The sequence below is a fragment of the Acinetobacter sp. YH12106 genome (assembly GCF_013418995.1).
Classification (GTDB): domain Bacteria; phylum Pseudomonadota; class Gammaproteobacteria; order Pseudomonadales; family Moraxellaceae; genus Acinetobacter; species Acinetobacter pseudolwoffii.
Genome location: NZ_VPAV01000031.1, coordinates 1 through 13,557 on the forward strand (window position 1 = coordinate 1; position 13,557 = coordinate 13,557).

14 protein-coding genes and 4 pseudogenes are annotated in these 13,557 nt (G+C 40.4%); all 18 read right to left on the minus strand.

The features are described from left to right. Window positions 1–120: 120 nt before the first annotated feature. Window positions 121–354, minus strand: a pseudogene (locus FTU45_RS13895) (NAD(P)-binding domain-containing protein); the annotation flags it as partial. A 44-nt stretch (window positions 355–398) separates the two neighbouring features. Further along, window positions 399–1,058 (minus strand): methionine ABC transporter permease, encoded by a 660-nt coding sequence (locus FTU45_RS13900; RefSeq protein ID WP_100355911.1) that lies wholly within the window; start codon window positions 1,056–1,058, stop codon window positions 399–401. Beyond that, on the minus strand, window positions 1,039–2,109 hold the full coding sequence (locus FTU45_RS13905; protein ID WP_159516747.1) for a methionine ABC transporter ATP-binding protein: 1,071 nt from the start codon (window positions 2,107–2,109) through the stop codon (window positions 1,039–1,041). Before FTU45_RS13905 ends, FTU45_RS13900 begins: the two co-directional genes overlap by 20 nt. 10 nt (window positions 2,110–2,119) lie before the next feature. Next, window positions 2,120–2,950 carry a MetQ/NlpA family ABC transporter substrate-binding protein gene (locus FTU45_RS13910; protein WP_100355913.1) on the minus strand — a complete coding sequence of 277 codons (831 nt, stop codon included), beginning with the start codon at window positions 2,948–2,950 and terminating at the stop codon, window positions 2,120–2,122. A 49-nt stretch (window positions 2,951–2,999) separates the two neighbouring features. Then, window positions 3,000–4,406 (minus strand): LLM class flavin-dependent oxidoreductase, encoded by a 1,407-nt coding sequence (locus FTU45_RS13915; protein WP_159516745.1) that lies wholly within the window; start codon window positions 4,404–4,406, stop codon window positions 3,000–3,002. Continuing rightward, window positions 4,406–5,623, minus strand: coding sequence for an SfnB family sulfur acquisition oxidoreductase (locus FTU45_RS13920; RefSeq protein ID WP_159516744.1), 1,218 nt, complete (start codon window positions 5,621–5,623; stop codon window positions 4,406–4,408). The genes FTU45_RS13915 and FTU45_RS13920 overlap by 1 nt, the downstream gene beginning before the upstream one ends. A 10-nt stretch (window positions 5,624–5,633) precedes the next feature. Beyond that, window positions 5,634–6,836 carry an SfnB family sulfur acquisition oxidoreductase gene (locus FTU45_RS13925; RefSeq protein ID WP_100355916.1) on the minus strand — a complete coding sequence of 401 codons (1,203 nt, stop codon included), beginning with the start codon at window positions 6,834–6,836 and terminating at the stop codon, window positions 5,634–5,636. 277 nt (window positions 6,837–7,113) lie between these two features. Continuing rightward, window positions 7,114–8,232: a Fic family protein gene (locus FTU45_RS13930; protein WP_074382678.1), complete on the minus strand. Its 1,119-nt coding sequence runs from the start codon at window positions 8,230–8,232 to the stop codon at window positions 7,114–7,116. A 202-nt stretch (window positions 8,233–8,434) separates the two neighbouring features. Further along, window positions 8,435–8,608 (minus strand): annotated as a pseudogene (locus FTU45_RS13935) (ISNCY family transposase); the annotation flags it as partial. 159 nt (window positions 8,609–8,767) lie between these two features. After that, window positions 8,768–10,093 (minus strand): annotated as a pseudogene (locus FTU45_RS13940) (ISNCY family transposase). A 145-nt stretch (window positions 10,094–10,238) separates the two neighbouring features. After that, window positions 10,239–10,766 carry a plasmid pRiA4b ORF-3 family protein gene (locus FTU45_RS13945; protein ID WP_000537572.1) on the minus strand — a complete coding sequence of 176 codons (528 nt, stop codon included), beginning with the start codon at window positions 10,764–10,766 and terminating at the stop codon, window positions 10,239–10,241. A 108-nt stretch (window positions 10,767–10,874) separates the two neighbouring features. Next, window positions 10,875–11,156 carry an addiction module antidote protein gene (locus FTU45_RS13950; protein WP_000985610.1) on the minus strand — a complete coding sequence of 94 codons (282 nt, stop codon included), beginning with the start codon at window positions 11,154–11,156 and terminating at the stop codon, window positions 10,875–10,877. Beyond that, window positions 11,157–11,459: a type II toxin-antitoxin system RelE/ParE family toxin gene (locus FTU45_RS13955; RefSeq protein WP_000286964.1), complete on the minus strand. Its 303-nt coding sequence runs from the start codon at window positions 11,457–11,459 to the stop codon at window positions 11,157–11,159. Window positions 11,460–11,564: 105 nt separating this feature from the next. Next, on the minus strand, window positions 11,565–12,371 hold the full coding sequence (locus FTU45_RS13960; RefSeq protein WP_247166041.1) for a hypothetical protein: 807 nt from the start codon (window positions 12,369–12,371) through the stop codon (window positions 11,565–11,567). A 114-nt stretch (window positions 12,372–12,485) separates the two neighbouring features. Beyond that, on the minus strand, window positions 12,486–12,779 hold the full coding sequence (locus FTU45_RS13965) for a type II toxin-antitoxin system RelE/ParE family toxin (protein WP_000221358.1): 294 nt from the start codon (window positions 12,777–12,779) through the stop codon (window positions 12,486–12,488). Further along, a complete protein-coding gene (locus FTU45_RS13970) occupies window positions 12,769–13,014 on the minus strand; it encodes a type II toxin-antitoxin system RelB/DinJ family antitoxin (protein WP_000246756.1) in 246 nt (81 codons plus the stop codon). The genes FTU45_RS13965 and FTU45_RS13970 overlap by 11 nt, the downstream gene beginning before the upstream one ends. A gap of 108 nt (window positions 13,015–13,122) precedes the next feature. After that, window positions 13,123–13,425: a hypothetical protein gene (locus FTU45_RS13975; RefSeq protein WP_180076596.1), complete on the minus strand. Its 303-nt coding sequence runs from the start codon at window positions 13,423–13,425 to the stop codon at window positions 13,123–13,125. Between the two features lie 22 nt (window positions 13,426–13,447). Further along, window positions 13,448–13,557 (minus strand): annotated as a pseudogene (locus tag FTU45_RS13980) (IS5/IS1182 family transposase); the annotation flags it as partial.

Below are 13,557 nucleotides of genomic sequence, written 5' to 3' on the forward strand. Positions count from 1 at the left end.
AATACCAACGAACAGCCCAAAGAATGATTTCACCTTGAAAGTGCCGACCGTGGAAGGGATTCATCTGCTGTATCTCGAAATAAATAAGATATTTAGCTTATCATGTCAGCCTATTTGCAACAGTGCCGAAATAAGTGCTTCAATATCCGCACTGGTGGGTAAACACGAAATAATGATATCCGCTTGTACGGCCTGTTCAATCGAAACCGCTTGTGTAGCAAATTGTGCTGCATGTGCTTGTGCTTTTGATTCGGTTCTATTCCAAACGCATACCTCTATACCGAGTTTTGGTAAATGTGATGCCATATGCCAACCCATGGCACCTAAACCGATAAATGAAACACTTTGAATCAAAACGTTATCCTCGTTACTTTTACTAAAGTTATTGTTTGCTGAATTTAAATTTTACGTTTATCGAGATGTTGGGCAAGCATGTCACCGCAGGCTTGCACCAGCATCACAATCACAATCAGTACCACAATCACGGCAAGCATAATTTGCATATCAAAGCGTTGATAACCATAACGATAGGCAATATCACCTAAGCCACCCGCACCAATCGCACCGGCAATCGCGGATGAGTTAATCATGGTCACAATGGTGACGGTAAAACCAGCCACAATGCCAGGCAGTGCTTCAGGTAACAGCACATGCCAAATAATTTGTTTTCGGTTACAGCCAATCGCCTGTGCGGCTTCAATCAAGCCCTGATCGACTTCACGTAAACTGACTTCGGCAATACGGGCAAAAAAAGGGGTTGCAGCAAGGGTTAAAGGCACAACTGCCGCCCAAACCCCATAACTTGTGCCAACAATAAAGCGGGTAATGGGAATTAAAGCGACCATCAAAATTAAGAAAGGAACTGAGCGGCTAATATTGACGATCCAGCCCAAGCTATGATTAATTTTTTTGGAAGGGTAAATCCCATGTTCAGAGGAACAGACCAGAATCACCGCCAAAGGTAAACCAATTAAAAAAGCCAAAAATGCCGAAACACCCACCATCAATAAGGTATCTGTTGTGCCGCTAATCAGAAGATCAATAAGTTGATTTTGCATAGCCGAGAACCTCGATGTTTACAATGTGTTGTTGTAGCTGGCTGGCAAGTGCCGCCAGATCGAGTTGGGTGTTTTCCACCGCCACAATAAAGGAACCGATCAAATGCCCCTGAATACTGTCGACATGGCTTTGATATAAATACACCGGCTGACCAAATGCTGCGGTTAAATCAGTTAAATTCGGTGCATTCACCAATGTAGTTTCATATCGCAGCTTTAAAACGCTGTGTGTAGTGGCTTCCGTTTTTGCAGCAGAAAGTTCAATCGGTAATTCGAGCTGTTCCAGGTTCAGCAACTCTTGGGTAATTTTTTGCTGCGGATTGGAAAACACCGACCACACTTGTCCTGACTCGACAATTTCCCCCTGATCAATCACCACGACTTGATCGCAAATTTCACGGATCACTTGCATTTCATGGGTGATCAGCACAATGGTAATACCTAATTTCTGGTTGATCTCTTTTAACAGCGCAAGCACGACGGAGGTGCTTTCGGGATCTAAAGCAGAGGTGGCTTCATCACAGAGCAGAATTTCAGGATGATGAACCAGAGCACGTGCAATACCGACACGTTGTTTTTGACCGCCGGAAAGTTGTGAGGGGTAGTGCTCCGCTTTATTTTCTAAGCCGACCAGTTGTAAAACTTCAGTGACCCGTGCATCGATTTCAGCAGCAGGATATTTGGCAATTTTAAGCGGCAGGGCAACATTCTCATGTACGGTTTTTGCCGACATCAAATTGAAATGCTGAAAAATCATGCCGATACGTTGGCGCAATTGGATTAATTCTTCATGATTTAAAGTGGCTAAATCTTGCTGATGGATATGAATATGTCCATCAGACATCCCTTCCAGACCATTTAGGGTACGAATTAACGAGGATTTTCCTGCACCACTTTTACCAATAATGCCGAAAATTTTTCCTTTTGGAATGTCTAAATTGATGTCTTTGAGTGCATGTACCTGTTTGCCTTGCACATGATAATATTTATTCAGTTGATGAATTTTGATATGCGGAATGGCAAACTCAACCGATGAACCGAAACTAACCATGGTATTTTCCTTATTTCCAGCCCGGGAACCAAAGTTTAGAACCAAAGTCGGCATCTAAAGCCGCTTTGACTTTTGGTGAATTTTGGTAAATATCGACAAACTTACGCAATTTTCCATCAACATCCTCATAGTCTTCACGCACGGCAAATAAAATCGCAAAACGTTTATCTGTATTTGAGTCGAACAATAAAGCATTTTCAGGATCCGCGGTTTTTGCCAGACGTAAATAATGTGGATAGCCAAATGCAAGATCCGCTTCATCAATGGCACGCGCAGTTTGTGGGCCTTCCACTTCAATGAATTGCAGTTTTTTCGGATTGCTGGCGATGTCTTTTAAGCTGGATAAAAAATTATCAGGTTGTTGCAGGCTAATCAGCTGTGCTTGTTGTAACAGTTGCAAAGCACGACCTTGATTGACTGGGTCATTTGGAATCACCACTTTGGCTTGATCAGGAAGCTCAGCAAAGCTGTTGTATTTTTTTGAATACAGACCGACATGGGTGGCAGCACCGACATCGAAGGCTTTAATTTTAAAATCAGTTTGTTTTTTTGCGTTATTTAAGAAAGGTTGATGCTGGAAGAAGTTGGCATCGATATCACCATGATTCAAGGTAATGTTCGGCGTATTCCAATCTGAAAATTCCACCAATTTAACATTCAGTCCTTGCACCTTGGCTTCTTCTGCCGCGACCTGTAAAGGTTTGGCAAAGGAAGGGCTTAGACCAATCACCAATTCATTGGAAGGGTTTGATTTTTGTTGATTCCAGATGATTAAACCAATCACGATGACCACCGTCACCACACCAATCAGTGTCCATTTTGTTTTTGCTGTTTGTGCCATTGCACACCTCTATATATTTTATTAAATCAGTTTTTATTGAGATTCATTTTTAAGCACGTTGTTTTTGTGCGGTTGCCTGTATGCCATAGCGGAATTGCTGCACAGGATGCTGCTCAGGCAGTCGATCACCGTTTTGGAACAATTTGTGGCGCAAACTGCCATCCTGATAAGCGGTTTTATAACGACCACGCTGTTGCAATTCCGGAATGACATAACGGATAAAATCTTGATGTGATTCAGGCGCAACGGTACGGGTCAGATTAAAACCATCGATGCCGGTGTCATCCAAGTATTGAATCAATTGCTCGGCAACATGGGCACCGCTACCAACAAAAATTGGATAACGTCCACCTAAAATGTGCTGTTTGCCAAGATCATTACGGGTGATGCTTTGCTCTTTAAATTTATTGTTGACCGAGACAATGCTGTTACTTTTTTGGTAAGGAATTGGCTCGTCAGGTGCAAACTGAGATAAATCGATACCGACTGAACTTGAATAATGCGCCAGACCCGCTTCAGGGCTGGCATAGTGAATATAATCCGCCAATTTTTCTTCAGCGAGCGCATCCGTTTCAGCACAAACCACGGTGATACCCACAAACAGTTTGAATGCTTCAGGATTACGGCCTTGTTGTGTGGCCAGCTCACGAATTCTGGCGACTTGGGCTTTCACTTTTTCAGCCGTGTCTGCACCAATAAATAGGGCTTCAGCATGCTGCGTTGCAAAAGCTAAACCACGAGGTGAAGCACCGGCTTGAAATAATACAGGGGTGCGCTGAATAGACGGTGCCACCTGGAACACACCCTGGCTTTGATAAAATTGGCCTTGGTGATGAATTGCATGCACTTTGCGTGGGTCGGTAAAAATACGATTGATCTTATCTTTTTGAATTGCCTCATCTTCCCATGAGCCTTCCCAAAACTGATAGCAGAGTTCTAAGAATTCTTCGGCTTGTTCATAACGCGTATCGTGTTCTTGTAAGCTGTGTTGACCGACCAAGCGTGCGGCACTGTCTAAATAACCGGTGACAATGTTCCAACCCATCCGACCTTGGCTTAAATGGTCGAGACTGGCAAAACGACGGGCAAATTGATAAGGCGACTCATAGCTTAAATTAACGGTAATCCCAAAGCCTAGGTGCTGAGTCACCGCTGCCATGGCAGAAACCAGTGTGGTTGGATCATGGCTGGGTAACTGAATCGATTCTTTTAAGGTCAGGTCTAAATTATTCTGATAGACATCATAGCTACCGGTGATGTCTGCAATAAATAACCCGTCGAATAAACCACCCTCCAGGGTCTTGGCTAAATCAGTCCAATAGCTGAGTTCATTAAAGCGATGGGATTGATCATTAGGATGTGCCCATAAACCATGGTTAATATGCCCGACACAGTTCATGTCAAAGGCATTCAGCAGTATTTTTTTTGCAGGATTTACTGATAAATGATGCGACATTAGAGCGTTCCTCGGCGTGGTGGCAGTACGGCATTCACGGCATAGTTGGCAATAAAGTAATATTTCCAACGGGATGCATCATGCAGGGTGTGTACCCGCGCATTACGCCAAAAACGATCCAAGCCATCTTCACGTTGGCTGCCACGGCTGCCAGCAAGTTCAATCAGTTTTGATGAGACTTTTAAAGTGGTTTCAGTGCTATGCGCACGCACTTTGGCAACATCTAAAGAAGCTTTAGCGATGTTCTCTTGGGTCGGTGAAGGTTTGGCCGCATCAATCGAACGAGCGGCCTGTTTAAGCAGGACTTCACTGGCACGGACATCGGCAATTAAACGACCCAGTTCGAATTTGGTCAGCGGATCATCTGTCGCTACATCGACCTTTGAGTCAATCCAAGGACGTGCTTGGCGTACACGAATTAATGTTTCTTCGAAGGCTGCACGGGCAATGCCGGTTTCAATCGCAGCATGCATCATTTGCGCAAACGGACCAACCAGTGTAGGTGATGAGAATGCCACATCAAATGGGACAATATCTTCTGCATTGACTTGCACTTGATGAAATTTGACTGAGCCACTGCCTGTGGTTTTTTGACCAAAACCAGTCCAGTCATCGGTGATGTCTAGTCCTGGGCTGTCGCGTGGTACAAAGACCAGAAATTCACGGTGGTGTTCATCTTTGACCAATGTTGGAATGCGGTGTGCAAACAAACTACCGGTACAATAAAATTTTTCACCGGAAATGTCATAGCCGTGTTCGGTTTTACGTAATATGGTCTGTTTTTGTGTAGAATTTTTGGTTTTGAACTCTGCAAGCGCATTGCCAAAACGTGCACCTTTTAAAACTTCGCCATAGAACTTTTGTTTTTGTGCAGGTGTACCGGTATTGCGTAACACTTCTAAGGCATAAAAGTGGTTTTGAGGAATCTGTCCGATTGAACCATCCACACCACTCATCAGTGCAATCACTTGCGCAACGGTATAACTGGATACATCAGCGCCGCCGTATTCTTTCGGCACGGTGATGGCCCATAAACCTGATTGGCTATAGGCTTCAATTTCCTCAAACGGCAAAATTCGGTCAGCATCACGTTGAATAGCGTTTTCTTTAAACTGGGCCGCAAGTTTTTTTGCAATCGCTAATGCCTCAGCATCCGAATGAATCACATGAATAGGCTGATTTTGCTGTAGGTAAATATTTTTTTGATACGATGTCATGACGCGATCCTTAAATCCAAGCATGGCGGGCAGGAAGGGTATTGTTGAGGTAATAGTCACCTAGAGCATGTAATTTCCAGCGAATTGGATCATGTAAGGTGTGTACACGTGCATTACGCCAGTGCTGGTCATAATTATGCTGCTGCAAACTTGCGCGGCTGCCACCGAGTTCCAGGAGTTTTTCTGAAATGTGTAATGCCGCATCATTGGCATAGACTTTTGCTTCTGCGACACGAATTGAGGCTAACGCGGCTTGTTGTTCAGTGAACTGGGTAAGTTGATCGAGTTCATCTAAATATTCAGCTGCTTCATCAAGCAATAAAATCGCAGCATCAAGCAGCACAATCGATTTGCCTACTTCTTGCAGGGTGTAATGTTCGAAGCTGGCTTTGTCTAAACCTGAATCAATGATGGGGCGTGCTTGTTTGACTGCAGAAATGGTGTCTGCAAGGGCAGCTTCAGCAATCCCGACATCAATCGCCACTTGCATGAGTTGTGAAAATGCCCCGCGATAATTCGGTTGATTTGCCAATAAACGCTCATCAAAAATGAGTAGGGGATTAACCTCGACATGGTCTAATTTGACCGTGCCACTTGAAGTGGTGCGCTGTCCAAAACCATTCCAGTTATCAATCACTTCAAGACCTGGTTGTGATCGTTCGACTAGCGTGAGCACCACATGTCCTTCCGGATGAATCGCTTTAATTGCCAGCCAGTCAGCAAAACTACTACCGGTTGAATAGAATTTTTCTCCCGTGACAAAGTAACGCTCATTTTCGATCGATAAGCGGGTATTTAGGGTTTTGCTGTCTTTGGTATTGCGCTCAGGGCCACCATTGGCGAGACGCTTGCCATGTAATATTTCGTTAAATACAAATGTTTTTTGTTGTTGTGAACCCATGATATTAATCATGTTCAATAGCGCAATCTGGTTCTGCGGAATTTGCCCTAAGCTTGAATCCGCCTTATTAATAATACGAAACACCTGTGCCAAGCTTTTATTCGACACAAAGGCACCACCGAACTCGCGTGGAATGCGAATTCCTCCTAAGCCTTTTTGACTAAACAAATTCACTTCTGCAAAAGGTAATTCACGATTTTGATCACGCTGGTTACGACCGCTGAGTGCAAAATCAGCAACATGATAAGCTGCATAAATCGCTTCACTATCATGTTCAATGACATGTGTATGCTTGGCAATGAGATAAGACATAAAGACACCTATAAATGAATGTCTTTAAGCTACGTTGAAACATATACGAAAATAAGTAATGAATTTTGAAAAAAATATGAATATAAATGTTAAATAGAAAATGAGCTAAATTTAGTCCTTTTTCCTATAAATTAAATATTTGAAATTTATGAATTTAATTTATAGGAACTTGTATCATGACGCTATATAGCAGTAATTTTGATATTTTCTGAATAAATAAATAAAAGTGAATAAATACGTATATTTAATACAGCATGTTTTTGATTGCTGAGCATCTCTATAACTGCGTATTGATCTGATAGCGTGTATTACGTCCACCACCTTCCAATTTGACGATACATTCTTTCTCAAGCAAGTCTGATAAATGGCGCGTGGCTGTTGCCTTACTGACTTTGGCAACCTTTTGATATTGTGAAGCACTAATACCATGTTCAAAACCATTTTCTCCGCCGTCTAATAAACGATTTAGAACTTTGCGTTGTTCTTCACTCAGCGCTAAATTTGAATATTTATGCCAAAACTGGCTTTTAAACAATGTTCGACTGATCTGCACTAAGGTTTTTTCAAGGCTATCATTCAATGTGTCTAGAAACCAAATCAGCCAATCAGTGATATTAGAATCATTTTTTTGGGTTTGTTCTAATATCTCATAGTAACTTTTACGTTTATTTAATATCGCAGTAGACATTGCATACAAACGGATACTCTGTTCATCCATTTGAGCTAGGGCAAGGTCTGTAAGTATACGTGTAATACGACCATTACCATCATCAAAAGGATGCAGAGTAACAAACCATAAATGGGTAATACCTGCACGTAACAGAGGATCAAGCAATGAATCATTCAGACTCTGATTGAACCACGCTATGAAGGCATTTAAGTGGTCTTCTAAGCCGTTTCTGGGAGGTGCTTCAAAATGTACTTTAGGGTAATCCAATCGACCTGAAACGACCTGCATAGGCTCTGACCCCCTAAGTTGACCAATCCTTAAACGTTGCATTGTCCAGTCTGGATCATTGAAAAGCCAACGATGCCATTGTGCGAGACGCGCAGCCGTCAGTGGTTGTTTAACATCGTTAAGTGCATCTAGCATGATATTGGCCAAACCTTCTGACCGATCTGAGCTTGGATAGGGCTGTTCAAGAGTGACACCCAAGCGTTGAGCTAGAGATGATCGTAATGAAAAAACATTGATGGTTTCATTTTCAATTGCTGATGAAGCAACAAGATTGGCAAGTAGAGTATCTAGAGTGAATTGTTCTTTTGCTAGATCATACTGACTTTGACCCAGAAGAATCCCTATTTTTTGATGTATCTGTCTGGTTTTAGGTAAGATAATCGAATCTTGCCATGTGAAATTTGTCCAGTTTTGGGCTTGCCAAATCCATTGCTGCATTTGCAATCTTTCTCTAAAAATCTCAGATGAGTTGAATATAGCATATATTCGGCTCAAATAATGATTCGAATATACTGCTTAATTAGCTCATTTATTTATCTAGGAGAGTTCTACCTGGGTTCTAAGCATGAGATTTCACATAAGAGATTGATGATTAAATAAATACTCCAAAGGCCCATGAATAGGGCGGTTATTCCGAAGTAGAAAGCCATTGCGATTTTAACCGCTCATCATGGCGATGATGCCGATGATGGTCAGGTTGACCACGACTGGCATGTACCATACCTGAAACACCAGCTTGATTGAGCTGCTGCAATCACCGGGTAATTTGACGGGTGGAACGACTCAGGGTTTCAGCAGCACGAATCTGGGTAATACGATGATCTCGAACTGTTTTAAATCCAGTCCATGATGGTGAAAACCATCATAAACCAGACATTTTTATTGGTGAGAATATAGACACTTTAAATGGGTTCTAACAGACTGTGTTATTCCCAAGTAGAAATGTCCTACCTAATAACCAAATAGAAATGTCCTATATGGACATTTCCAAGTCAAGCACAGGATTCAGATTTCGTTGTTGAATTGCTGTTTTCTGTGCACGTCTGCTTGGCATCTTTTGAGAACGATTGCGTTTGTTTTGTTGTTCCAGTTCTTCATGCTGTTGTTGGATATGATTCAGAACAACACCCAACCGTTTATTCTCAACAATCTCTCGCTGGTTGAGCTGACTTAATTTATCGAAGATGCTGTAATTGATCTTCCGGCCTTCATGCATGATGGCTACAGTACCATCCGGGTATTCTAGAAACTCAAGATATTTACCAATCAGCCTCTGGTTTTCTTCTGTACTCTCCAGGAGATATACACATTTATCATAAGTAATGGTCAGGCTATTGGTGACTCTACGTGGCTCTCGCCAGGTAAAAATATCATCTAATTACTCAGCTGTTTCGGTGGCAGAGCGGTGTAAGTTCTTAGGATTAAAGGACATCTTTGCAAACTTGAGATTGAACTGCTCAATAAAGCAGGGTAACCACTTATTCGCATCTGCAATCGAACTGATACCTTCCAGGCGCATCTCCTTAATCAGACGGTCCTGAAGGGTTCTGTTGGCCCGTTCCACCCGTCCTTTGGCCTGAGGGGAGTTAGCGAAGATGATATCGATATTGAGGGTACTGAGTACGCGTCCAAACTGGGTAATCTTGCTGTCTTTCTTGCTGCTTTGATTCACCCTAAAGACTGAATGTTTGTCGCTGTAAAACGCTAAAGGCTTACCATGCTGTTCAACATACAAGCGTGTCGAAATCATATAGTCAAAGGCTGATTCTGATTCACAGAAGCGTAAATGCTGCAATTTGCCTGTGGCATCATCGATAAAGACTAGCAGACAGCATTTAGCGGCTCTTCCTTCAAACCAGTCATGGTGTGAGCCATCGATTTGTACCAGTTCACCATAACAATCTCGGTTATATCGAGGCTGATATGGGCGTTTCAGGCGCTTGGAGCGAGGAATCCATAAATCGGCTGCAATCATCCAGCAACGCAGGGTTTCCACTGAAAGATCGAATCCATGAACGGTAGTGAGCTTTTCATGCGCTAAAGTGGGTCCGAAACCATGGAGTTGATCCGAAACAATATTGAGGCACTTGAGTCTGAGTTCTTCAGGAAGTTTGCAGTTGCTGGTTTGGCCACGACCAGCATGGGCTAATGCAGCTGGGCCTTGAGCTTTGTATTTCTGCAGTAAGCGTCTGATCTGACGTTCTGAAATATGAAGTAGCTGAGCAGCCTGGGATTGAGTTATGCGTTGATCGCAGATTTCCTGCAAGACCGACAATCGTTTAAGTTCTTTATCCGACATAGACACCAACATATCAAACCGTCCGCTTCAATAATCGCAAAAGTGCATATTCTAAAAGCGGACATTTTTACTTTGGAGAAACCGGACATTTCTATTTTGGGCTTACAGACTGATTTCGTATAATCAACATTATGTTAAATCAGGTTTAAAACTTAATATCATGTGAATTAAAGTAGGTCGGATCAAACTCTATCTCTCCTATTTCATCCTCGATAATTTGCATGTAATCGTCATATCTTGGATGTTTGGGGTCTTGTAATGCATCTAAAATATCAAGATATCCAAAAATTCCTCCAATATCTTCAAATGGAGCATGATTTTGACCATCTATACAACATGGATATTTTTTATTTAAATCAGGAGATTGTCTGCTTTCTACAGTAATCAAATGTTCCCAACAATCGCCAAAATCATATGTATATATAATTTTTTTACCTACACGTAGAACTTCTTTCAATTTTTGTCTTTTATTGATCTTTTCATGCTTAATAGTCGTGAATTCATGTAAATGGCTATCTTCCCAATCAAAAGCAGATTGAATTGCCTTATGGAGCCTAGATAAAGTAGCTGCCGATGAAATTTGAATAGTTCTCCAGATTTCAGGATCACTACCTAGCAGACTAATTTTTAATTGAAAAACTTCATCAGAAGATTTGAGCTTTACAGTTCCCATAACAGCCTAGTTCTCAAAAAATAGTTTTAGTAAATCTAAAATTAACATAATACACGTTATACGAAGTTGAAAAAGGGAGCTTAAAGCTCCCTTTTTTACTAGTTTTTTTTAAATTGCTAAGCGTAAATTCAGTGCTTTTACGACTTTAATAACAGTATCAAAGCTTGGATTTACATCGCCAGAAAGTGCTTTATAAAGACTTTCTCGACCTAAACCAGTATCTCTTGATAATTGAGCCATTCCTTTAGCTTTAGCAATATTACCTAAAGCTTTTGCAATGAATGCCGCATCACCATTAGATTCATCGATACAGGCTTGTAGGTAAGCTTGCATATCTTCTTCTGTTTTAAGATGTTCAGCACTGTCCCATTTACGAAGTTTGATAGCCATTTACAGCTCCTCCTCTAAATCTTGTGCTAATTGTAGGGCAAGTTTTATATCTTTACTTTGCGTAGACTTGTCTCCGCCTGCTAAAAGAATAACGACCCTTTGCCCTTGCTTACAGTAATAGATCCTGTAGCCAGGTCCAAAGAAGAAACGTAATTCAGAGACACCTTCACCTACTGGTTCAGTATCTCCAAAGTTTCCATCTTCAACCCGATCAATTCGGACTTGTATACGTCTTTTTGCCTGCTGGTCTTTTAACTTAGTAAACCAGTCATCAAAGACTTCAGTGGTATATATTGAGTACATAAGAGTAATGTATCCTATAGGATACATTCATGCAAGAAATAAACTTGAATGTATGGGGCTACAACAGAATTTCGTATAACCGCCATTATGTTAAATAAGTAAAATTTAGTTATTTTTTTGAGATGATGGAGCTGAGTTCCATGTGTCTAATAAGCGCCATATTGCATTATCAATATCTTGCCATTTCTCCCAATTGTTTAAATTAGTTTCCCATTGAACCCATATATCCCCATACTTATTTGATTCATAGTTATTTCCTATTATTTCAATTGATTCTCCATTTTCTGGTCTTCTTCCTCTTGTATTAACTTTAAGAAAGACACCAGAAACATTTGGAATATTCGAATCTGCATAACAAAATAGATATTCATCAGAAAAAATCCTCCGATAACATTCCAAGCCGAATTTTTTAAATTTCGAATCCATCTTGACATATTCCGGAGTAATATTATTAAGAATTACTTTTTTTGTATCAGTATTATTTTCCCTCATCTCTAAACCTAAACCTTTTATTTGTACTCGTACCTGATCTTTATGATCAGGTGCAAAACCATCCGTAGCTTCTATTTTTTCCCTATTGAAAGTTAAATAAAATTCTAATTGTCGATTAGAGTCAGGCATTGGTAAAGTATTTGCTTCCTCTTGAGTTATAGCGGGAAATTTTTCAGGAATATAGTCAATTGGAAACTGCCCTAAATAATGTTCACGTTCAGGGCGATAAAATTCATTATCAAATTGGGCAGGAATATGTTTTCTACGTGGACCAAGCTTTGCTTTTACTATCAAATTTGGATTCTGCTTCCATGTCACTATTTCCCCTTCTTTAGGAATATCTTTTGAAATATCTTTTGATGTACATCCAATAAGTAACAGGACATACGAGGAAATAATCCAATATCTTTTTATTAGCATTATTTATCTCTTATAAATTTATGATTTCAGCAAAATCAGAATAGTTAAATTTCCCTAAAATTAACATAATACACGTTATGCGAAGTTAAAAATGGGAGCTATAAGCTCCCATTTTTAATCTTTAATTCGCTTTTTCGCTTCGTCATAAACTATGCTATCAGCTCGTTTTCCGACGGTAATGAGCAGGATAACTACCTGATCATCTTTAACTTGATAGACAAGTCGGACACCAGCTTTTAATAATTTGATTTTATAGCAACCTGCAAGATCGCCTCTAAGCATGTTCTTTGGAATATGTGGCTGCTCTATGACTTTAGCTAGTTTCTTTTTAAATTGATCTCGTATAGCAACAGGGAGTTTTTCCCATTCTGCTGTAAAGTCCTTGTGACGTAAAAGCTTATAAGTCATCTAATGTGACTTCCTCAAACATCTCTTTAGGATCGTTAATGCGCTTACGGACAAGGGCTAATAATTCTTCATCTTCTTCCGAAAGCAAAGCTTTTTTGACGGGCAGTTTCCCAGTCGTAGCAACATACTCAAGAATACTAGTGAAGAAATCCGTAGGTGCAATACCTTGCTCTTTAAGGATTGAATAAGATTTTTCTTTAAGGGCTTCATCGACCCTGAAGTTAACAGTAGCCATCATATTTCCCAAGTATTTAATGTACTAGGATTAGTGTAATGCAAATTGCATTACAAGTCGACTTCGCATAACAGCCATTATGTTAAATAAAGATATGTCAGTTAAGTGCTATTTAAGTCTTAAGATATCAATTTGACTAATAAAATATTTATTACCATCAACAGTATATTTTAATGAGTAGTAATAACAAATTCTATCGTTAGCATATATTTGATTTAGATCAAATAATTTATCTTGATATCTAGGAATATGGTGGAATTTACTGATACTTCCATCAGTATTTTGAAAAGTAATATAATCTGTTGGCCCACCCCGAGTAGGTCCGGGGATAGATTTGATGCCTAAATATTTACCACATACTTTTATCTTATCAGTCGCTAATATTGATTTTTCAACATCTTTTTTCAGCATATAACTAGGGTCTGTTGACATTTCAAGTATAGAATTTACCCGATAAAGGTAGCCAAATAAATATACAAGCTAATACAACTGCCCCCTCATAGCTACACTTTAGCTTATCATATCGTGTTGCTATTCCTCTGA